Origin of the sequence: Paenibacillus sp. NPDC058898, assembly GCF_049316025.1 — a bacterium.
GTDB lineage: Bacteria > Bacillota > Bacilli > Paenibacillales > Paenibacillaceae > Paenibacillus_AQ.
In genome coordinates, this window is record NZ_JBMOSM010000027.1 from 24,470 (window position 1) to 44,267 (window position 19,798).

Below are 19,798 nucleotides of genomic sequence, written 5' to 3' on the forward strand. Positions count from 1 at the left end.
TGTCATAAACGCCGCTCGCCATTTTGAATATTATGTGTCGGGTTTAACGTTTTCTCTTCGGTTTCCCGCCCGGCTTAGCGGCTTTCGCCATCTGCAAAAGCTGGTTGATTTCATCCGCTGTCAAATGGCGGTACAAGCCCCGTTTTAAATTTTGCAGCAGCAGATCACCGTAAGATATACGCTTCAATCGCGTTACCGGATGGGAAATCGCTTCGAACATCCTTCTCACTTGACGGTTGCGGCCCTCATGAATGGTAATCGATATGACGGATTGTTTATTATCCGGATCCACATCCTTATACTCCACCTCGGCAGGAGACGTCATGCCGTCTTCCAGCATAATCCCTTGGCGAAGCTTGTCCAGTTCGGTGCCATGGGGCACCCCTTTCACGGTAGCCAAATAAGTCTTGGGTACATGATATTTAGGGTGGCTGAGCAGATTGGCAAATTCGCCGTCATTGGTCAGCAGCAGGAGTCCTTCTGTATCATAGTCCAATCGTCCAATCGGATATACCCGCTCTTTAATGCCCTTGAGATAATCCGATACAATTTTTCGGCCTTCGGGATCAGAAGCGCTTGTAATGACTCCCTTCGGCTTATTCAGCATAATGTATACCTTTTTCTCATTCTTTATCGGTTTGCCTGAAACCGTAATGATATCCTGGGCTGGATCGGCCTTCGTGCCGAGTTCGGTAACGGTCTCTCCGTTTACCTGCACCTTGCCTTCAAGAATCAATTCCTCGCACTTGCGGCGGGAAGCGACTCCGGCCTGTGCCATAATTTTCTGTAATCTCTCCATGTTCGTTAGGTCACCTCATTCCTAATGATAACCATCGACAGGATAAATCACAAGCGCGTTCCATGGAAAATGTGCCCCGGGACAGGTGTCGGAGTGAGGAAACAAGTATAACGGGGAAATATCATGGAGTCTGGATAGCTCCAAAATGATTTTGCTGGCGGTAAACAGCTGTGTTTTCTGGTCCAGCGACATGGACTGGTAGCCAATATTGAAGTCGCCCTCAAGACAGATGTGAATCTGTCCCGGCTGAACCAGCATGGATGAAGAAGAGACCGAGCCGTCCTGATGGATTTTAAAATCCCAGTTCCGCGGTTCCCGCTCGCACACGGTATGATGAATAACAAAACCCTCGAATTCCATTTCATCACCCCTACTACAATTTGTAACTGCAGCAGTATATGACGCGATGGAATCGAGGGTATAGGCATACGTCCTGTTACATAGAAAAAACGCTCCGTCTTACTCAGACAGCCCGCATGTCTTAATTATCCGAACACCAGCAGACATACGGCAATCGCTGCAATAAAACCGATCAAATCGGAGAACAGCCCCACCTTCAGCGCATACCGGCCATTGCGGATACCCACGGCGCCAAAATAGACGGTCAGAACGTACAAAGTCGTGTCCGTGCTTCCTTGTATGGTCGAAGCAATTCGGCCAATCATGGAATCCGGACCGTATGCGCGGATCAGCTCAGTCGTGTAAGCGAGAGAGCCTGTACCCGTCAACGGCCTGAGAATTCCCAAAGGCAAAATCTCGCTCGGTACCCCTAGCGATTGCAGAAAGGGGCCCGTCCAACCCACAAAAAACTCAAGCGCACCGGAAGACCGAAATACGCTAATGGCAACCATCATGCCGACCAAGTGCGGGATAATCCCAATCGCTGTGGAGAAGCCGTCCTTGGCTCCATCCACAAACGATTCATATACGGGTACTTTGCGCGTGTAAGCATAAAGCGGAATGAATGCGATAATCATGGGAATAGACCAAGCGGATACAAGATTAATCCATGATAGCAACCCTCATCACCCCTTCACATCCGGGTTCAGGCTTGTACCGATTCCCGGCGGCTTCTGGCGGCGTATCGTCCTTCTACGATACCATCGGTCAGCCATAATGGCGGCCGCCGTTGCAATCGCTGTGGCCAAAAGCGTGGTGCCGACGATTTCCGAAGGATTGGCGGACTCATAATTCAGCCGGATCGCGATTAGCGTTGTCGGTATCAGCGTAATGCTGGCCGTGTTTAATGCAAGCAGGGTACACATCGCCGGAGACGCTGTTTCCTTATCCGGGTTTAACTTCTGAAGCTCCTGCATCGCTTTGATTCCCATCGGAGTTGCCGCATTGCCCAGACCGAACAAATTGGCGCTCATGTTAGACAGTATATATCCCATAGCGGGATGATTCTTCGGTACATCCGGGAACAGGAAGCGGACAACCGGGCCCAGCAGCTTGGCAACCTTCTTCAGCAGGCCCGCGTCCTCTGCCAGGCGCATCATGCCAAGCCAGAACACCAGTATGCTGATGAGACCGAAGGAGACAGTCACTCCCGTCTGGGCTCCGTCAAAAGCGGCTTTTGTAACACTTTCGATGTTCCCGTTCACTGCCGCAAAGCAAACGCCGATCAGTATCATCCCCATCCAAATCAAATTGATCATCTCTTCGCCCCCGTTTGCTGCCCCCGCTCCGTGAGAATCCACGATCTCTTTAGCGAAGGCTAGTTATGATTTGGCCCTGAACAGATGCCTAAGCACTTCTCCTGCAGACTGCCACAGCGACAACGAACCGAGTGGTCCGGATGTGCTTCTGGACTTCTGCAAGACCTCAGGGACTTCAGGAAGCTTGCTTCCTTCCGCATAGACTGGAATTTTGCCGATGCTGACATTATCGAGCAGCAGTTCAATATGACCCCGTAGTCCGAAAGACAAGTCGGGTGTGCTCGCTTTATGCAGGACCAGTTTCTTCACCAAGCGTGCTTCCTCATCATGCGCGAACGCATAGGTAAAGGAACTGCCCGTGACGAGTGGATAGCCCTGGATCTTCTGCCCTTTCTCCGTAACCTTTTTCAGTGGAAAATGGGCAAATCCGTAATCCAGCATCTTGGAATGATCATTCCAATCGTTGCCGTCGTTCAGCGTGACCGCCGCAATCTGCTGACCGTTTCGGGTGGCGGAGCTCACCAGGCAGCGGAATGCTTTTTTGGTGTAACCGGTTTTGACGCCGTCCGCCCCCTCGTAGAAACGAAGCATCTTGTTTTTGTTATCCCATTTGTAGTCCCACGCTTCATTCGGATTGGGCGCTTTCTTGGCCTTGGTTTTGACAATCTCGCTAAAGACAGGGTTCTTGAGGGCATAGGCCGTCAGTTTGGCTACGTCATTAGCAGAAGAGTAATGTTCATCATGATCCAGTCCATGGGGATTCATAAAATGCGAGTTCGTCAAGCCGAGCCCTGCCGCCTTCTCGTTCATCAGCAACACAAAGCCTTCTTCCGTCCCTCCGACATGTTCGGCAATCGCCGTCGCGGCATCGTTGCCTGATCGCAGCATTAAGCCGTACAGCAAATTCTCAAGCGTCATCTCCTCACCAAGCTTCAGGAAGATCGAGGAGCCCTCTTTGGCAAAAGCATTTTTGGAGACCTTGACGCGATCATCCAGCTTGCCGTGTTCAATTGCCACGATGGCTGTCATGATCTTGGTCAGGCTTGCGATTCTCAAACGCTCGTCCCCGTTCTTGCTGTACAGCACTCTACCGGAAGTGACATCAATCAGTGCGGCTGCCTGGGCATGATTGGCGGGGCCATTCTCATGATCTGCATGCACGGGGACAGCCGTAACCAGCAAGCAGCTTATGACCATCAACATGGATAACAAAGACTTGCAGTTCGTCCATTTCATTTTCATCATCTTATCCTCCGGTGTTCAGAAATCTTGTACAAGTATATGTCGTTCACGCTAAAGGTATGTCCATTTCGCAACAGAAACGTCTGTCGACGTACTTTCACCAAAACCGCCCCCCATTAAAGTGAAGTTTTACCAGCAATGATCGGTTTGAGTTTAGCCTCGGCTGAAAGCTTATAAATCCACTAATCTTCACAGCAAAAATCCCTTTCGTTGTGAACGAAAGGGATTTGCTTGCTCCATCAGTACGCAGGCGGAGGCGTGGTGTCGTTCGCGGCATTGCTGCCTGATTGAAACATCGACTGGATTTGATCGAGTAAAAACGGTGTCGCATCAATAATCCGTTCAAACAGATGGGTTTGATTGTCCAGCGGCACGATGTGCACGCCTTCTTTACCCACGACCAGAAAAGCAATCGGCCGAATGGACACGCCACCGCCGCTGCCGCCGCCAAAAGGAAGGGCACTATGATCGTTGTGCGTCCCGTTAGTGGTGGTAGTTGAGTGGGTGCCTCCCGCCTCAACGTTGTAGTCGCTGCCGCCGGCAGCGAAACCAAAAGCCACTTTACTGATTGGCAGGATAACGCTGCCGTCAGGCGTATTCACCGGGTCGCCTACAATCGTATTAACGTCCACCATTCCCTTGATGTTTTCCATAGCCGTTTGCATCAAGCCTTGAATAGGGTGTTCTGCCATGATCTAATTCCTCCTTTCACCTTTAACACGCGAACTATAAGTACCAGTCCAGCATACATAGCTTTTCCGCAGGAGATTTTCGCTATGCAGTTTAGCTCTGTGGAAATTTGCGGCGGACCGTTAAAGATTGGCACCACATCGATTTGGGGCATCTCTTCCATGATCAGGTGATACGACATCCATCCCAGAAGCGTATGCTTGATGCCATGCAGCAGCCCGGTCGCTACCGCTGTATCGGCCGCATGCTCAAGCGCAATCCGGGTTGACCAGCGCACATCCATGAAATGAACGGCCGCCATCGTCTGTCTCGTCCATTTTTTGAAACCTTTTGTAGACCACAATACCCGCGCATAGTCCCTGTATCGAATAGTTCTTCTTGAAGGATCCTCCTGCTCTTTCGAACGGAGGGGAATCCCCTGCTCTGCGGGAACGGTTTCCTTCTTAAACTCGATCCCACCGTTTGCCAGGTGAAAGGGGACTTCATATTTCCGCGTAATCAATCCGAAGATCATTTTAATTTCCGCCAACAATTTATATTCATCTTTTCTTAGAACCACATCCAGCTTAATCGTTACCTTGGAGCTCAGCACAACGACCAGCAATACGATGAGGAGAACGACCAAACCGACCGCCAGAAAGATCCATACCCTCACGAAGTAACCCCCAAAACGTACTTAGTAAAATGTAATCCGCTTGGCTTAGTATGGCAAAAGTGCCCCCAAATGATGCGAAACGATTCCAAGTCCCTCTGATTTCAAACTTTCGCAAGTGACATTAAAAAATCCCGGGCGGTGGATTTCTCCACGCCCAGGATTCTATTACAGCCTATTGTGTTCTATAATGGCTAACTTTCCTCTACATCATCAAACGTAAGTTGACGACCGTCAAGCTTATCGAACAACAGCTGCGTTTCCTCTTCCAAGTTATCATTATCTTCAAATTGCGACGGCTCCGGCAAATCCTTGATATTGGCAAGTCCGAAATATTCCAGGAAAGACTTGGTTGTTCCATACAAAATCGGTCTGCCAATCGCCTCGGCCCGTCCGACTTCCTCGATCAGTCCTTTGCTTACCAGCGTATGGATCGCCCGTTCGGCCTTGACGCCGCGGATGTCTTCAATCTCTACACGCGTAATCGGTTGACGATAGGCAACGATGGAGAGTGTTTCGAGTGCGGCTTGTGACAAGGAAGAACGGGAAGGCGAATACGCCAGGCGCTCAAAATACGGAGCATGTTCGGCCAGCGTAGCGATTTTGTAGTTCCCCGCAATCTGTACGATCTGAATCCCCCGCTCGTAACGCTCCCATTCTTCCTTCATGTCCTCAAGCGCTTCGCCAACCAGGCCATCCGACTGCTCGGTGATCTCAGCAATTTGCCTAACCGACAAGCCCTCTTCTCCCGACAGGAACAGAAGCCCCTCAATAATCGATTTCAGCTTCGGATAATCCATCAATGCGTCCTTCCCCTCTCCACTCCATGACGATATCTTCAAACAACTTCTCTTGGTAGCACAAAATTTGCTTCATTTTCATCAGTTCCAAAATGGCCAGGAAGGTTACCACGATTTCATGCCGTACCATCTCTTCGTGAAGCAGCTTGGAGAACAGGATCCTGCCTCCCGGCCCAACCTCCTCCAGGGCATCCATGACCTGACGAATCCGGTCCTTAACCGATATTTCATCCCGCTGAATGCGGGCATACGAAGTGCGTTTGACTGCTTTGCTTAATGCTTTTTGAAAAGCAGCGATCAAATCCGAAATATGTAATCCCTGCACCGGATTCTCTTCCACTTCCGGCATGTAAGGCGTGAGGTCTTCGGCTTCCTTGGAATAAATTAAACTGCGTTCCCATTCCTTCTCATGCAAATGGCGGGCAATGCCTTTGTACTTGCGGTATTCGATCAGCTTGGCAATAAGCTCTGCTCTCGGATCCATGTCATCTTCTTCATAAAAATCAAACTCGTCCATCTCGATAACCGGAGGCTTCGGAAGCAATAACTTGCTTTTTATAGACAGCAGCGTTGCAGCCATCACCAGAAACTCACTCGTAATCTCCAGCTCCAGCTCCTGCATGTTGTGCAAATAGGCCATGTATTGTTCGGTAATCTCGCTGACGGGAATATCCTGGATGTCGATTTCCGCTTTATCAATCAAATGCAGCAGCAGATCGAGCGGTCCTTCAAACGTTTCCAGCTTGTATAATACGGTCACGGTGAATCCTCCCGCCAAAAAATAAAATGCAGTGCTCTAAAAAAAGAGCACTACATTAAATAAGCACTATTTTAGGCTTTTCGTCAAGTTCGCCATCTCGATGGCTGCCATCGCGGAATCCCAACCTTTATTGCCAGCCTTCGTTCCCGCACGCTCCACGGCTTGTTCGATATTCTCCGTCGTCACGACACCGAAAATCGTTGGTACACCCGTCTTCAGGTTAATTGCGGATACCCCCTTGGCCACTTCGTTGCACACATAATCATAGTGCGTGGTAGAGCCGCGAATGACGGTTCCCAAGGTGATGATTGCATCGTATTTGCCGCTTTCTGCCATTTTTTGGGCGATGAGCGGGATTTCAAACGCTCCCGGCACCCACGCGACATCCACTTCGTTCTCCTGTGCGCCGTGTCGCTTCAATGCGTCCAGTGCGCCGCTCAGCAGCTTGCTGGTGATGAACTCGTTGAAACGACCTACGACGATACCGTACTTTAATCCCTCGGATACTAATTTACCTTCAAATATAGTTGCCATAATGGAAAACTTCCTTTCGGTTTGGAGTTTATAAGGTCAAACATGGGATTTGGGATGACATCGATGTGGTTGCCCGCTGCGCTGACGGCTGCTGCTTCCGATCGCTGTTAACTCCTGATTTCATGATCTATTTTCTGGAGGGAAGAAATCAGGATTTAAAGGCGAACGCTACCGCTTCTCCAGCAGCATTCCGTCCTCTTCGCTGGGTCGTTCCATGAGGCAAACCTCCCCACATGATTGACCTTTTGTTATGTGGTGATTAATTGGTGCTCTCGTTCTGCTCAATATCGTTGAATTTCAGCATATGTCCGAGCTTGGCTTGCTTGGTATGCAGGTAGCCCGTGTTATCCTCGTTCTCCGGCATTTGGATCGGAACGCGCTCGACCACCTCCAAGCCGTATCCTTCGAGGCCTTTGATTTTGCGTGGATTGTTTGTCAGCAACCGGATCTTTCTGATCCCCAAATCCTTCAGGATCTGGGCTCCGATGCCGTAATCACGCAGATCTGCCGCAAAGCCGAGCTTCAGGTTGGCGTCTACAGTGTCGAGTCCCTCTTCCTGGAGCTTGTAGGCTTTCAGTTTGTTGATTAAGCCGATGCCCCGCCCCTCCTGGCGCATGTAGAGAAGAACGCCTCTACCCGCTTCATCGATTTGGCGGAGGGCCGCCTCGAATTGGGGACCGCAATCGCAGCGATGGGAGTGGAACACATCTCCTGTCAGGCACTCGGAATGCACGCGTACGAGGACAGGCTCATTCCCATCGATCTCCCCTTTTACCAAAGCTACATGCTCTTTATTGTCCACGTCGTTGGTGTAGGCAACCGCTTGAAACACGCCGAAATCGGTCGGCATCCGCACAGCTACCTCTCGCTGGACCAGCTTTTCTTTTTCATTGCGGTAATGAATCAGATCCTTGATGCTGATCAGCTTCAGATCATGCTTCTTCGCAATCTCCACAAGGTCCGGCAGCCGTGCCATTGTGCCGTCTTCCTTGATCACCTCGCAGATGACGCCGGCCGGATAGGACCCGCTCAATCTGGCAAGATCGACAGCGGCCTCCGTATGCCCTGCCCGGCGCAGGACGCCTCCATCCTTTGCGATCAGTGGGAACATATGACCCGGTCTTCGGAAATCGGATGCAGATGCATTCGAATCCAAGATACCTTTGACGGTGATGGACCGCTCATAGGCCGAGATGCCCGTCGTGGTATCCTTATGATCAATGGAGACCGTAAAGGCCGTTCCATGATAATCCGTATTTTGGGTAACCATCGGTTTGAGGTCGAGCTCCTGAGCTCTGGCCTGCGTCATGGGCAAACATACCAACCCTCTGCCTTCGGTTATCATAAAATTAATGACCTCCGGTGTTGCCATATCAGCTAATGCGATAAAATCGCCCTCATTCTCACGGTCTTCATCGTCTACGACAATGACGACCTTGCCTTCCTTCAAATCGGTTAACGCCTCTTCGATTGTATGAAATGAAAAGCGCTCATCCATCGCTACTCCTCCTTCTTCTCATGGAGACTCTATGTGAGCACTCGGCTTAGGCAAATCCATGCTCCGCAAGATAATCCCTGCTGATTCCCGGTTTTGTCCCGCCTCTGCTCCCGGCCCCTTCTGAGCCGTAATGCAGCAGGTGATCTACATATTTTCCTAAAATGTCGCATTCGATATTAATCGTATCGCCTGCTTTTTTATATGCCAGCACCGTCTCCGCCAGCGTGTGGGGGATGATGGATACCGTAAAGGAGGAATCTGTTGTTTTGACAACGGTCAAGCTGATTCCATCCAGTGTGACGGAGCCCTTCGGAATGATATATTTGAATACATCCCCACTCGAGGGCGCAATCTCGTATACCACGGCATTCTGATCTGCCTGCACATTCCGAATGATGCCGACGCCATCCACATGCCCCTGAACGATATGGCCTCCAAATCGACCTCCGGCCGCCATTGCCCGTTCCAGATTCACCTTTCCGCCTGGCTGCAGTTCCTTAAGGTTCGTATTTCTGTAGGTTTCCGGCATCACATCGACCGTAAATATTCCTTTGTCAATCGTTGTGGCTGTCAAGCAGACGCCATTAACGGATACGCTGTCCCCCAGCTTTAAATCATCCATGATCCGGCTAGCGGAAATGCTCAGCAGCATGGCTTCGCCTTTCCGTCCGATCCGCCTCATTTCGCCGATCTCCTCAACCAATCCAGTAAACACAGGCTTCCCTCCTTTCTTTCTCCTTATTTCCAGACCGGAATCCCGGTGACATAAATATTGTCGCCCAGTCTTTCCGTCTCAAGTCCTGTCAGCATAATCGCTTGGTCCATCTGTTCATACCCGCTTAACATGTAATTCCCAGGTGCATCATACCCGCCGATAATCTTAGGGGCGATAAACTGGATGAGCCGATCCACCAGCTTCTGTTCCAGCATCGAACCATTTAGAGTACCGCCACCTTCCAGCAAAATGGAGGCAATCCCCTTCTGTCCCAGCTTCGCCAGCGCAGCCTTCAGATCCACACGTGGACCTGGCCCGCAGGGGATGACCTGAACGCCCAGCTCTTCCAGCCCGATCCGCTTCGTCTCATCGGCCTTCTCCGTCGTCAAGATCCACGTTGGCGCCAATCCGTCTGTCACGACATGGCTGTCGGGCGGGATTCGCAGGCTGGAATCCACGATGATCCTGATCGGATGCAAACCTTTCACGCCAAGTCTCGTTGTCAGGCTCGGATTATCCGCGATAACTGTTGACACGCCAACCATGATGCCTTGATGGCGATGACGCAGCGTATGCACAAGCTCTCTTGATTCTTCATTGGATATCCACTTGCTATCGCCGGTTTTTGATGCGATTTTTCCGTCCAGCGTGCTGGCTGTCTTTAACGTTACGAAGGGCTGACCCGTCGTAATGAACTTAATGAAGGTTTCGTTCAAGCGAAGCGCACGTTCCTTAAGGACACCGGTCTCAACCCGAATTCCCGCTGCGCGCAGCATTTGAATCCCTTTGCCCGCAACCAGAGGATTAGGGTCCTCGCAAGCAACAACCACTCGCTGAACACCCTCGGCAATCAGCCTCTCGCTGCAGGGCGGCGTCGTACCATAGTGACTGCAGGGCTCCAGTGTCACGTACACCGTACTTCCCGCCGCTTTGCTGCCAGCCATATTCAGAGCATGAACCTCAGCGTGCGGTGTTCCGCGCTCCAAATGTGTTCCCACCCCTGCAAGCGCGCCATCCTTAACAACGACACAGCCAACAACCGGATTTATCCCGGTTTGACCCTGAGCACGTTCAGCCAGGTCCAGCGCAAGTGACATATAAAATTCATCGTTGACGGTATCCATGGTAAACATGCCCCTTTCCCAATGTTCACATAAAAAAGCCCTGCCAAAGATTCGGGGAATCCTTAACAGGGCTTGATGGAAGTTAATCATTGACACACTTAATAACCGTCATAAATGCAGGTTTTGCCTATAACAAACGACCCAAATCCGTTACCGGCGACATCCAATCATCGCAAGCACAGATTTGAATTGCATGTGAAAACCTGCACATAACGCATATCACGTTGTGTGCATAGACACAAATAGCACATGTTGCTTATGTGTCTCTCACTCCTTCTCCCATCCAGACTATACTGTCGGTCCCGGATTTTCACCAGGTCCACCGCATACGGTGTGTAACAACACACGCGTATCCGGGTCACGGACTAAGACACAGCCATCTGCTTTCAAAAGCTCAATCACTGCGTTCATCACCGCCGGTAGGGAATTTCACCCTGCCCCGAAGGATAAAACATATGAAATTGTTTGATCTTATGAAGAATCTTATCACCACCTTTTGATAATTGCAAGAAAAAACAACTAACTTTTTTAAAGTTCATAACTTTATTCTCCAATATGTGTATGGACCCAGAAGGAGAATACTCCCCATAGAGAGAACAGTTTAGTAGGATAAACACGGGAACTAGATACAGTTAAAAAGGAGCGAGCTGGGATGAAAACTTCGCTGGACATTATCGTCCGTCCTACGGAAATCGACGTGAACGGACATGTAAACAACGCCAAATACCTGGAATATCTGGAGTGGGGCCGTGAGGAATGGTATGAAGCAGGAGGTCTTCAATATGATATGCTGAAACGGCTTGGCGTCCAGACCGTTACCGTCAATATCAACATCAATTACCGCAAGGAGTGCGGCCAAGGCGAACGGCTGACCATCGTGACCGAACCGCATTCTATGGGTCGTACGAGTTATGTGCTGATTCAGAAGATTTACAACAAACAGGAAGAGCTTTGCGCGGATGCCGCCGTTACCAGTGTGGCGATGGATGTACATACTCGTAAAAGCCGGCCTGTTCCGGAAGAGTTTCGTCAATTATTTCCCGACCCTGCGTAACTCCTACCGGAATAACAATAAAAACAGGCTCACCCTTAAGAGTGAGCCTGTCCTGAACAGAAGCTATTTTTAAGCTTCGTATACTTCTACTTTTTCCATTTTATCACGGCCCTTGAATGCATCCACGTACTCCATGCCCTCAACAACTTTGCCGAACACCGTATGCTGTCCGTCCAAATGCGGCTGCGGCTCGTAGCATACATAGAACTGGCTTCCGCCCGTGTTACGGCCAGCATGCGCCATGGCCAAGCTGCCACGCTCATGCTTGTTAGGGTTGATCTCGCAGTTGATGGTATAGCCAGGACCGCCTGTTCCCGTTCCCTGTGGGCAACCGCCTTGAGCTACGAACCCAGGGATTACGCGGTGGAATACAAGACCGTTATAAAACCCGGAGTTTGCCAATTTCTCAAAATTAGCTACCGTGTTCGGTGCATCATTCTCAAACAGATCCAGCACTACCTCTTTGCCGTTCTCCAATGTGATCTTTGCTTTTTTAGCCATATGTGTTATCTCCTTCCGTTATTAGAACGCTTCAATCGATTTTTTTACAATGCATTCTATAGTTTACTATGAATTGAGCCTCGAAGCAAAATGATCTTGTCCCCGTTTGCACATTCCATATCAAGTCCAAGGCACGCCAAAGAGCCCTGACCGCAACCGGTGGCATTGGCGGGCCCTCTAGGATATTAGAGCCGTAAAACAAACATCCGTTTAGTTCGTTACGGTTTCTTTGGTTACACTTGCCGGCACTACATCGTGGCTGATGATGTCCGCGAGCGACTCGCGGCGTACCACCAGCTTGCTCTGTCCGTCCTTCACGAATACAACCGCAGGTTTGCGGATCCGGTTATAGTTGCTAGCCATGGAATAGTTGTATGCGCCTGTGCAGGATACGGCCAGCAAATCGCCTGTTGCTACCTTCGGAAGCTCCAGATCCCAGATCAGCATGTCTCCGCTCTCACAGCACTTGCCGGCAATGGATACCGTTTCTTCCGGCTTCTCATTCGCCCGGTTCGCGAGCAGCGCTTCATATTTTGATTCGTACAGCGCCGGACGCGGGTTGTCCGTCATTCCGCCGTCTACGGCAACGTATTTACGGATCCCGGGAATATCCTTGCTTGTGCCCACCGTATAAAGGGTAGTGCCTGCTTCACCGACAATACTGCGCCCCGGCTCTACCCAAATTTCAGGGAGCGTGTTGTCAATGCCGGCGAAGTGGGTCTTCACCGCATCCGTAATCGCTTTTACGTAGTCGGATACATGAAGTGGAGTGTCCCCGTCCACATATCGGATTCCAAATCCGCCGCCAAGATTTACAACCTCGAACGTAATGCCGAGTCCCGCCTTGACCTTGGCCGCAAATTCTGCAACGCGTGAAACTGCCATCTGAAACCCTTCTACCTCAAAAATCTGGGAGCCGATATGGGAATGAATGCCCATCAAATGAATATTCGCTTGAGCCTCGGCAAGCTCTACCGCTTCATAAGCGGAGCCGTTGCCGATATCGAAGCCAAATTTCGAATCCGTTTGGCCTGTTGAGATATACTCATGCGTATGAGCCTCAACTCCCGGTGTCACGCGAAGCAAAATGTTGACCTTCCGGTTCTTCTCGGCAGCAATCGCTTGCAGCATATGCAGTTCAACTACGTTATCGACAACGAAACAGCCGATTTCCGCATCCAGCGCCATCTCAATCTCCTCCGGCGTTTTATTATTTCCGTGGAAATGAATCCGTTCTACCGGGAATCCGGCCTCAAGTGCAGTGTACAGCTCTCCGTCGGAAACAACGTCAAGCGACATCCCTTCCTGTTCAGCCAATTGACACATAGCCATCACGCAAAACGCTTTACTGGCATACGCGACTTGGAACTTCAAACCGGACGCCTTGAAGGCCTCGATGTATTCCTGGCAGCGATTACGGACCGACTGCTCGTCTACAATATATAGTGGTGTTCCATATTGAGCTTTTAAATCGGATGTGTCACACCCGCCGATTTCCAAATGCCCCTGATCGTTAAACTTGCTAGTACCGTGTAAAAACATGCTTACAATTCCTCCGATCCATTGATTCAAAAATAGGGTAATCGAATAATTGTTCACAGTATAGCAGACAACGGAAGGTAATCAAAATGGATTTTTCAACACAACATTTGTGTTATTGTTATTGCTCGCCTCTCGGATTCATTTCAGGGCCCATTTTGGTGTTGTCACGCGTTTTGTTGATAGCCGGGCGTCTTCTTGACAGAAGCAGCGGTTTGCGGAACAAAATTTCGCCCATCGCTTTTGCACTAAATGGTATAAATGGCCACAAGTAAGACGAGTTGTAGGAACGGTGGGCCGTCAGGAGCAGAATCAGAAGCGTCGTACCGATGACAAAGCCCTTCACCGCGAACAGGGCTGTTGCAAGCAGAAGGAGCAGCCTGACCATACGGTTGGCAAGTCCCAGCTCATAACTCGGGGTCGCGTACATCCCTATGGACGCAACCGCCATATACAGGATGACCTCGTTAACAAACAATCCGGTCTTAACAGCAATATCGCCGATCAAAATCGCAGCGATCAAACCCATCGCCGACGCTAACGGTGTCGGCGTATGCACGGCAGCCAAGCGGAGCAAATCCACGCCGAATTCAACAATCAGAAACTGCAGGATAATCGGAATTTTAGAATTCTCATGCGGACCGATGATATCAAGTCCCGGCGGTTTCAGTTCAGGATGGACAACCAGCAGCATCCACAGCGGGAGCAGGAACATGGATGCAAAAATGCCTATAAAACGTATCCAGCGCAGGTACGTTCCCATAAACGGGGTCTGACGATTCTCCTCGGCATGCTGGCAGAGATCCAGGAATGTGGTTGGCATGATCATTACGCTCGGCGAAGTATCTACCATAATAACAATTCGGCCTTCAAGCAGATGGGAGGATACAACATCCGGCCGTTCCGAATATCGGACAAGAGGAAAAGGGTGCCAGCCCTTGTTCACAATCGCTTCCTCAAGCTGTTTATCGCCGAGTGGAAGCCCCTCTAAATCCACTTCCTGGATTTTTCTGCGAATCGCCTCAACTTGGGTTCGGTCCGCGATGTCATCAATGAAAACCAGGCATACATCCGTTCTCGTCCGCCTTCCGACCTTCATGACCTCTACGTGCAGTCCCGGATCGCGAACCCGTCTTCGCACCAGGTTCACGTTGGTAACGAGTGTCTCCGTAAACCCATCCCTTGCGCCGCGAACCACGCGTTCCACCGCAGGTTCCTCGAGCCCACGCACAGGATATTTCCGGGTATCCAACAAAATGGCGGAATGCGCGTCTTCAATGAACAGCGCACATATACCGGAGAGCACTTCGTTAATCACTTTGCTGAGTCGTGTATCCCGCTCCACTTGTACGTGGGGAATATAGCGGGTCATCATCTCGGTAAGTGCATGGTTACTTACATCCTCCGGAGTCAGGTACGTCAGCCTTGTCAATATATCTGTCACCACGACATCGTTCGTGAAGCCGTTTAAGAAGAGAAGCCCTGCATTTCTGCCGGCAAAGTTCATCTCACGGAATACCACATCAAAAGAAACCCCAAGACCGATAACTTCCTTAAGCACTTTTTTCAGTTCACTCAGCTTCGCGGGGACATGGTCGGTTTGCTGCCAGTAGATGACGGATTCCTCAGTGCTGTTGGAGGTTTCTGCCTCTCTTTTCTCCTTCAGCTCTTGTTCCCCCAACGCTTTGATGGGAATGACCGGAATATCGCTATCCAGTTCGCCGCTATGTGTTGTTTTATCGTCCATAACCTACCTCCTAGCCATTACTATCACTTGCTGTAAACAAACCAATCGAACAGAGAGCCCGCCACCTTACCTGCCACCATGGCCATTAGAAGACCAAACAAATACCCCGTCAATCGGAGCCGCTTGGCCAGAATCGGCAATACGTTCAATACTTCCGTCAATGCAGCTGCCAGCATGCCGATGAATATCCCGCACATCAATCCGATCACGGTACTCACAACCGGTCCCAATGGAATGGACCATCTCCAGAAATCGGCCACCGTGCCGATGAAAGATCCCGTTATTAAAGCCCCTTCATACCAATGAACCCGGCTGTATGTTGCCGTCAGTTGGGACAATCTCGGGATGATGTCCAGGACGATGATGAGCGCTATGACTCCGCCGCCGACGGCGATGCCCCCTGCGACGCCAAGAAAACAGGTGAATATCCCTTGCAGAATGGACAATATCATGGTTCCTTACCTGTCGTATCGTCGCCGGCGTTCATTTTCCGATATTCTTCGGCGACCACGAACTGATCCAGATTTTCCTGATAGAGGTACATTTCCACCTCAAGCGGTGTCGGCTCTTCATTCCATTTTTTCTTGAACAAATGATTGAAGAACACCGTCATCCCAAATCCGAGCCCCAGCGAGTATGCAATCTGGAACAAATAGGGATGCTCGTCTCTTTTCCCCGTCACCATTTCAACGATTCGGATATGAACCTCAAGCATGTTAACATCGGCATGGAAGTTCATAATGGTCAGTGCGGAACCGAAAAACAAGAGCAGCCAAATGAGCGGGAACCACAACTTTGACCGCTTGCTCTCCGGACCGACAAGCTCCACCAAGGTATGATGGTTTCCCATCGGTTCGATATGGGCGCCAGGAATCAACGCTTGAATCCTCGGGATGATTTGAATCAGATCCATGACAAGGCGGTTGCCATCGAGATCCTTCGGCTGCGTAAGCGGCAGGGCTCTAAGCCGTCTCTCCCAGTCGGAATCGCAGACAATGAAGGCGACATCACCTAGTTTGACGGTCTGGTCTCTTGGTAACCGTATGCGGCTCCTTAGCTGCAGAAACACCGTCGGAGTGGGATTAACCTTCATCCGAAACACTCCTTTACTGCTAAATTACCGTTAGTATGGGAAATCTCTCTCCTTTCTACTCGGATTTACCATACTTTCTTATCCGCCAAACGACCAAAAGGTTTGCTAAAAAATGAAAAAACGCCGTTCCCTAAGGGCGGCGTTAAGTTTGAGCAGACTTTCGAATAACGGCTGAGACCCGCTACTGCGCGATCTCGTTCCGTATGCTCTGCAATATTTTTTTCTCAAGTCGCGATACCTGCACCTGGGATATGCCCAGCCGGCTGGCAACTTCCGACTGCGTCTGATCCCGGTAATACCGCAGATAAACTATGAGCCGCTCCCGTTCGGTCAAGCCTCCTATTGCTTCATTCAAGGCCAGCTTGTCGAACCAGCGTTCTTGCGATTCATCAGCTATCTGATCCATTAGCGTTATGGGATCCCCGTCATTTTCAAATACGGTCTCATGAATTGAGGTTGGCGGTTTATTCGCCTCCTGGGCAAACACCACTTCCTCGGGGGTTACCCCAAGCTCTTCGGCAACCTCTTTCACCGTTGGAAGACGATCGAGCTGCTTGGACAGCTCGTCCCGCTTCTTCCTGACTTTGTTGGCCATTTCCTTAAGCGATCGGCTGACCTTCAGGGTCCCGTCATCTCTTAAGAAACGCTGAATTTCTCCGATGATCATCGGTACGGCATAGGTCGAGAACTTTACGTCATAACTGAGATCGAACTTGTCCACGGATTTGAGGAGACCGATACAGCCGATCTGAAACAGATCATCAGGCTCATACCCCCGGTTCATAAACCGCTGAACGACAGACCAGACAAGACGAATATTACAGTTGACGAGCGTGTCCCGGGCGACATTATCCCCGCTTTGGCTAAGTGCAATGAGTCGTTTGACCTCCGCGTCGTCCAAATAAGTCTGCGAAGTTTTCTTCACATCGGCATCCATTTGTCCAACCCCTAATTATATAAAGCTTTCTTAGATTCGATCCTCTTTTTCATTTTGATCGACGTACCGTTGCCTGGTTCGCTGACCACTTCAAATTCGTCCATGAAATTTTCCATGATGGTGAATCCCATGCCGGATCGCTCCAGTTCTGGCTTTGATGTATAGAGCGGCTGCTTGGCCATTTCCAAGTCTTCGATCCCATGGCCGGAATCTTCAATGCACAGCGTAATCATATCCCCGTCTATGGAGGCTTCAATCTTGACAATCCCTTCCGAATCACTATCGTACCCGTGGATAATGCTGTTTGTGACCGCTTCAGAGACTACCGTTTTCAGATCACTCAGCTCATCCATGTTGGGATCCATCTGGGAGATGAACGCAGCCACGGCGACACGGGCAAAGGATTCGTTTTCCGACTTTGCGGCAAACTGCAGAGTCATAAAATTATGCTGTGCTTTTCCTTCACTCATGACACTACCTCCAAACCCGAGAGTGCCGTGCCCTCGTTCTCATATATCGGCATGATCTTGAACAGCCCTGACATTTCAAGCAAGCGGTAAACCTGCGGTTTGACATCGCATACCGCCATCTTTCCGCCCTTTTGCTTGATGAATTTATAGCGTCCCAGGATGACCCCAAGTCCTGAGCTGTCCATAAAGTCCAAGTCCTTTAAGCTCAGTACCAAGTGCTCTGTTTGACGTCTCTGAATAGCTTCATCCAGCTGCATCCGGACATGATCGGCCGTATGATGATCCAGTTCCCCGGACAGTCGGACGATCAGTACATGCCTGTGATGCTCCATATCAACATGCAGATTCATGTTTGCTCACTCTCCTCCCTGACATGAACAAAGATTTCTACATTTGAAAAAGACATTCCTGCATCCCGACAAAACTAGAAGAAAACTCCTATGAATCTACATGAAACAACTTGCCGGTTGTCCGCTTGAACAGCTTCCAGAACCCGGCCTTCTTCACCTCGACAGGAGATGTCAGCTCGAACTCCTTCACCACGCGTTCACCTTGATAGACGGTTAGCTTGCCGACAACTTGTCCGGCAGTTACCGGCGCCTTCAAATTCGGCTCCAGCTGGATTTCATGACGGATATCCGGACTTTTTACGCCCTTCTTAACCAGCACGCTGTAATCTTTATCCGCTTGAATCGAAATCTCGGGCACGGTTCCCTTCTGGACCTTCACGATACCGAGCACTTCACCCGGTTTATAGATGGAATGCATCGAATACTGGGAAAAGGCATAGTCAAACATGCGAGAAACTTCATTGTTCCGCGTCTTCGTATCCGAAGCTCCCATAACTACAGCAACAGCGCGCAGTCCATCCCGTTTGGCCGTTGCCGACAGACAGAACTTGGCCTCTGATGTATATCCGGTTTTCAATCCGTCAGCGCCTGTGTAGAATCGAACCAGCTTGTTCGTATTGACCAGCCAGAACGGTTTGTCCGAATCTTTACGCAAATAATCTTGATAGGCGCCCGTATATTTGGTGATCTGGTCGTATTTCAGCAGCTCCCGGCTCATGACCGCAATGTCGTGGGCTGAAGTATAATGATTCTCAGCAGGAAGGCCGTTGCAGTTCACAAAATGTGTATCCTTCATTCCCAGCTCGGCTGCTTTCTCATTCATCAGCTTCACAAAGGCTTTCTCCGAGCCGGCAATTTTCTCCGCCACTGCGACGGAAGCATCATTGCCTGATGCCATGGCAATGCCTTTGAGCATCTCATCCACCGTCATTTCTTCTCCAGGCTCAAGAAAGATCTGGGATCCGCCCATGGAGGCCGCATATTCGCTGGTACGCACCTTATCCGTCCACTGCAATTGCCCTTCGTCGATGGCCTCCATCGTAAGCAACATCGTCATGATCTTGGTGATGCTCGCCGGAGGCAGCTTATCATGGCTGTTTTTCTCGTAAATAATGGTTCCGGTATCCGCATCCAGCAATATAGCAGAACGAGCACCTGGTGCCAGCTCCTCTTGAGATGATCCTTCGCCGGGTTTGCTATTTTCTGCATAACTTGGTACAGCTACACTGGACAACCCTACAAATAGAACCAGAAATCCAGCTATTAACGCTTTTTTCACTTCCATCCCCTCCTGACATTCGTAATAGCATCCGTAAAAAGAAACGGGTCTGATATTCATTGTCGTCAGGATGAAAACAAATTATTCCAGTTTTCAAGGAAATATTATCGCCCAGAACTTAAGGGAACGCAGAATAGCCCCACAAAGTGGAGCCTATGCTTCGATACTTATTCCAAATACTTTGCGGGACCCAAAAAACATATAAATGCGAATAGCTTCGCTGAAAACCTATACATTCTAGAATCTTAAGCAAAAAGGGGCTGTCCCAAAAGATCTTAGATCTGGCGGAATGCCCCCTTTTCCTGTGAGGAGACGCTCCGTGTACGAATCGATCCTCCCATCGCTGTTGCCCCCAA

Annotated in this window: 23 protein-coding genes and 1 riboswitch; of the genes, 1 reads left to right on the forward strand and 22 read right to left on the reverse strand. The window is 50.1% G+C overall.

All coding sequences use genetic code 11. The annotated features are described in order from the left end of the window. Nucleotides 1-43: 43 nt before the first annotated feature. From ACOZB4_RS33150 to ribD, 13 genes are all read right to left on the reverse strand, one after another. Nucleotides 44-799 carry a pseudouridine synthase gene (locus tag ACOZB4_RS33150; protein WP_071223906.1) on the reverse strand — a complete coding sequence of 252 codons (756 nt, stop codon included), beginning with the start codon at nucleotides 797-799 and terminating at the stop codon, nucleotides 44-46. A 21-nt stretch (nucleotides 800-820) separates the two neighbouring features. Then, complete coding sequence (locus ACOZB4_RS33155; protein ID WP_076320935.1) at nucleotides 821-1,159, reverse strand: N-acetylmuramoyl-L-alanine amidase; 339 nt, start codon at nucleotides 1,157-1,159, stop codon at nucleotides 821-823. A gap of 125 nt (nucleotides 1,160-1,284) precedes the next feature. Then, nucleotides 1,285-1,818: a spore maturation protein gene (locus ACOZB4_RS33160; RefSeq protein WP_379416149.1), complete on the reverse strand. Its 534-nt coding sequence runs from the start codon at nucleotides 1,816-1,818 to the stop codon at nucleotides 1,285-1,287. 6 nt (nucleotides 1,819-1,824) lie between these two features. Next, nucleotides 1,825-2,457 (reverse strand): nucleoside recognition domain-containing protein, encoded by a 633-nt coding sequence (locus ACOZB4_RS33165; RefSeq protein WP_076320933.1) that lies wholly within the window; start codon nucleotides 2,455-2,457, stop codon nucleotides 1,825-1,827. A gap of 63 nt (nucleotides 2,458-2,520) precedes the next feature. Continuing rightward, entirely contained in the window at nucleotides 2,521-3,702 is a 1,182-nt protein-coding gene (locus ACOZB4_RS33170) for a D-alanyl-D-alanine carboxypeptidase family protein (RefSeq protein WP_379416152.1), read from the reverse strand. A 236-nt stretch (nucleotides 3,703-3,938) separates the two neighbouring features. Continuing rightward, entirely contained in the window at nucleotides 3,939-4,391 is a 453-nt protein-coding gene (ytfJ, locus tag ACOZB4_RS33175; protein ID WP_379416155.1) for a GerW family sporulation protein, read from the reverse strand. Further along, the gene (locus tag ACOZB4_RS33180) at nucleotides 4,364-5,044 is read right to left on the reverse strand and encodes a DUF2953 domain-containing protein (protein WP_379416157.1); all 681 of its coding nucleotides are present in this window, start codon (nucleotides 5,042-5,044) and stop codon (nucleotides 4,364-4,366) included. The genes ytfJ and ACOZB4_RS33180 overlap by 28 nt, the downstream gene beginning before the upstream one ends. A 191-nt stretch (nucleotides 5,045-5,235) precedes the next feature. Continuing rightward, nucleotides 5,236-5,841 (reverse strand): SMC-Scp complex subunit ScpB, encoded by a 606-nt coding sequence (scpB, locus tag ACOZB4_RS33185; RefSeq protein ID WP_076320929.1) that lies wholly within the window; start codon nucleotides 5,839-5,841, stop codon nucleotides 5,236-5,238. Beyond that, the gene (locus ACOZB4_RS33190) at nucleotides 5,810-6,601 is read right to left on the reverse strand and encodes a segregation and condensation protein A (protein WP_071223898.1); all 792 of its coding nucleotides are present in this window, start codon (nucleotides 6,599-6,601) and stop codon (nucleotides 5,810-5,812) included. The genes scpB and ACOZB4_RS33190 overlap by 32 nt, the downstream gene beginning before the upstream one ends. Nucleotides 6,602-6,667: 66 nt before the next feature. After that, nucleotides 6,668-7,135: a 6,7-dimethyl-8-ribityllumazine synthase gene (ribE, locus tag ACOZB4_RS33195; protein WP_006209422.1), complete on the reverse strand. Its 468-nt coding sequence runs from the start codon at nucleotides 7,133-7,135 to the stop codon at nucleotides 6,668-6,670. Between the two features lie 259 nt (nucleotides 7,136-7,394). Continuing rightward, complete coding sequence (locus tag ACOZB4_RS33200) at nucleotides 7,395-8,633, reverse strand: bifunctional 3,4-dihydroxy-2-butanone-4-phosphate synthase/GTP cyclohydrolase II (protein ID WP_076320927.1); 1,239 nt, start codon at nucleotides 8,631-8,633, stop codon at nucleotides 7,395-7,397. 46 nt (nucleotides 8,634-8,679) lie between these two features. After that, the gene (gene ribE / locus ACOZB4_RS33205) at nucleotides 8,680-9,348 is read right to left on the reverse strand and encodes a riboflavin synthase (protein WP_379416161.1); all 669 of its coding nucleotides are present in this window, start codon (nucleotides 9,346-9,348) and stop codon (nucleotides 8,680-8,682) included. Between the two features lie 23 nt (nucleotides 9,349-9,371). Continuing rightward, a complete protein-coding gene (ribD, locus tag ACOZB4_RS33210) occupies nucleotides 9,372-10,472 on the reverse strand; it encodes a bifunctional diaminohydroxyphosphoribosylaminopyrimidine deaminase/5-amino-6-(5-phosphoribosylamino)uracil reductase RibD (protein ID WP_379416164.1) in 1,101 nt (366 codons plus the stop codon). Between the two features lie 267 nt (nucleotides 10,473-10,739). Then, a riboswitch (FMN riboswitch) is annotated at nucleotides 10,740-10,923 on the reverse strand. A gap of 201 nt (nucleotides 10,924-11,124) precedes the next feature. Here ribD and ACOZB4_RS33215 point away from each other — a divergent pair. Continuing rightward, nucleotides 11,125-11,526 carry an acyl-CoA thioesterase gene (locus ACOZB4_RS33215; RefSeq protein WP_379416166.1) on the forward strand — a complete coding sequence of 134 codons (402 nt, stop codon included), beginning with the start codon at nucleotides 11,125-11,127 and terminating at the stop codon, nucleotides 11,524-11,526. Between the two features lie 69 nt (nucleotides 11,527-11,595). Here the strand turns inward: ACOZB4_RS33215 and ACOZB4_RS33220 are convergent, their stop codons facing one another. The 9 genes from ACOZB4_RS33220 to ACOZB4_RS33260 form a co-directional block, all read right to left on the reverse strand. Further along, nucleotides 11,596-12,027 (reverse strand): peptidylprolyl isomerase, encoded by a 432-nt coding sequence (locus ACOZB4_RS33220; protein ID WP_009595227.1) that lies wholly within the window; start codon nucleotides 12,025-12,027, stop codon nucleotides 11,596-11,598. Between the two features lie 210 nt (nucleotides 12,028-12,237). Further along, nucleotides 12,238-13,569 carry a diaminopimelate decarboxylase gene (gene lysA / locus ACOZB4_RS33225; protein ID WP_379416169.1) on the reverse strand — a complete coding sequence of 444 codons (1,332 nt, stop codon included), beginning with the start codon at nucleotides 13,567-13,569 and terminating at the stop codon, nucleotides 12,238-12,240. A gap of 118 nt (nucleotides 13,570-13,687) precedes the next feature. After that, nucleotides 13,688-15,313 carry a spore germination protein gene (locus ACOZB4_RS33230; RefSeq protein ID WP_379416172.1) on the reverse strand — a complete coding sequence of 542 codons (1,626 nt, stop codon included), beginning with the start codon at nucleotides 15,311-15,313 and terminating at the stop codon, nucleotides 13,688-13,690. 23 nt (nucleotides 15,314-15,336) lie between these two features. Further along, complete coding sequence (locus ACOZB4_RS33235) at nucleotides 15,337-15,765, reverse strand: stage V sporulation protein AB (RefSeq protein WP_379416175.1); 429 nt, start codon at nucleotides 15,763-15,765, stop codon at nucleotides 15,337-15,339. Next, the gene (locus ACOZB4_RS33240) at nucleotides 15,762-16,406 is read right to left on the reverse strand and encodes a stage V sporulation protein AA (protein WP_379416177.1); all 645 of its coding nucleotides are present in this window, start codon (nucleotides 16,404-16,406) and stop codon (nucleotides 15,762-15,764) included. The genes ACOZB4_RS33235 and ACOZB4_RS33240 overlap by 4 nt, the downstream gene beginning before the upstream one ends. 181 nt (nucleotides 16,407-16,587) lie before the next feature. Next, nucleotides 16,588-17,343 carry an RNA polymerase sporulation sigma factor SigF gene (gene sigF / locus ACOZB4_RS33245; protein ID WP_006209412.1) on the reverse strand — a complete coding sequence of 252 codons (756 nt, stop codon included), beginning with the start codon at nucleotides 17,341-17,343 and terminating at the stop codon, nucleotides 16,588-16,590. Between the two features lie 11 nt (nucleotides 17,344-17,354). Continuing rightward, complete coding sequence (gene spoIIAB, locus ACOZB4_RS33250) at nucleotides 17,355-17,813, reverse strand: anti-sigma F factor (RefSeq protein WP_379416180.1); 459 nt, start codon at nucleotides 17,811-17,813, stop codon at nucleotides 17,355-17,357. Then, the gene (gene spoIIAA, locus ACOZB4_RS33255) at nucleotides 17,810-18,163 is read right to left on the reverse strand and encodes an anti-sigma F factor antagonist (protein ID WP_076320918.1); all 354 of its coding nucleotides are present in this window, start codon (nucleotides 18,161-18,163) and stop codon (nucleotides 17,810-17,812) included. The genes spoIIAB and spoIIAA overlap by 4 nt, the downstream gene beginning before the upstream one ends. A gap of 88 nt (nucleotides 18,164-18,251) precedes the next feature. Further along, nucleotides 18,252-19,442, reverse strand: coding sequence for a D-alanyl-D-alanine carboxypeptidase family protein (locus tag ACOZB4_RS33260; RefSeq protein ID WP_379416181.1), 1,191 nt, complete (start codon nucleotides 19,440-19,442; stop codon nucleotides 18,252-18,254). Nucleotides 19,443-19,798 lie beyond the last annotated feature (356 nt).

Coding starts and splice junctions, on each gene's coding strand:
- ribE (WP_006209422.1), bottom strand. CDS start 7,135: ATGGCAACTATATTTGAAGGTAAATTAGTATCCGAGGGATTAAAGTAC.
- lysA (WP_379416169.1), bottom strand. CDS start 13,569: ATGTTTTTACACGGTACTAGCAAGTTTAACGATCAGGGGCATTTGGAA.
- ACOZB4_RS33170 (WP_379416152.1), bottom strand. CDS start 3,702: ATGATGAAAATGAAATGGACGAACTGCAAGTCTTTGTTATCCATGTTG.
- ACOZB4_RS33150 (WP_071223906.1), bottom strand. CDS start 799: ATGGAGAGATTACAGAAAATTATGGCACAGGCCGGAGTCGCTTCCCGC.
- sigF (WP_006209412.1), bottom strand. CDS start 17,343: ATGGATGCCGATGTGAAGAAAACTTCGCAGACTTATTTGGACGACGCG.
- ACOZB4_RS33240 (WP_379416177.1), bottom strand. CDS start 16,406: ATGAAGGTTAATCCCACTCCGACGGTGTTTCTGCAGCTAAGGAGCCGC.
- ACOZB4_RS33235 (WP_379416175.1), bottom strand. CDS start 15,765: ATGATATTGTCCATTCTGCAAGGGATATTCACCTGTTTTCTTGGCGTC.
- ACOZB4_RS33200 (WP_076320927.1), bottom strand. CDS start 8,633: ATGGATGAGCGCTTTTCATTTCATACAATCGAAGAGGCGTTAACCGAT.
- ACOZB4_RS33230 (WP_379416172.1), bottom strand. CDS start 15,313: ATGGACGATAAAACAACACATAGCGGCGAACTGGATAGCGATATTCCG.
- spoIIAA (WP_076320918.1), bottom strand. CDS start 18,163: ATGAATCTGCATGTTGATATGGAGCATCACAGGCATGTACTGATCGTC.
- scpB (WP_076320929.1), bottom strand. CDS start 5,841: ATGGATTATCCGAAGCTGAAATCGATTATTGAGGGGCTTCTGTTCCTG.
- ACOZB4_RS33215 (WP_379416166.1), top strand. CDS start 11,125: ATGAAAACTTCGCTGGACATTATCGTCCGTCCTACGGAAATCGACGTG.
- ACOZB4_RS33155 (WP_076320935.1), bottom strand. CDS start 1,159: ATGGAATTCGAGGGTTTTGTTATTCATCATACCGTGTGCGAGCGGGAA.
- spoIIAB (WP_379416180.1), bottom strand. CDS start 17,813: ATGAGTGAAGGAAAAGCACAGCATAATTTTATGACTCTGCAGTTTGCC.
- ribD (WP_379416164.1), bottom strand. CDS start 10,472: ATGGATACCGTCAACGATGAATTTTATATGTCACTTGCGCTGGACCTG.
- ACOZB4_RS33165 (WP_076320933.1), bottom strand. CDS start 2,457: ATGATCAATTTGATTTGGATGGGGATGATACTGATCGGCGTTTGCTTT.
- ytfJ (WP_379416155.1), bottom strand. CDS start 4,391: ATGGCAGAACACCCTATTCAAGGCTTGATGCAAACGGCTATGGAAAAC.
- ACOZB4_RS33220 (WP_009595227.1), bottom strand. CDS start 12,027: ATGGCTAAAAAAGCAAAGATCACATTGGAGAACGGCAAAGAGGTAGTG.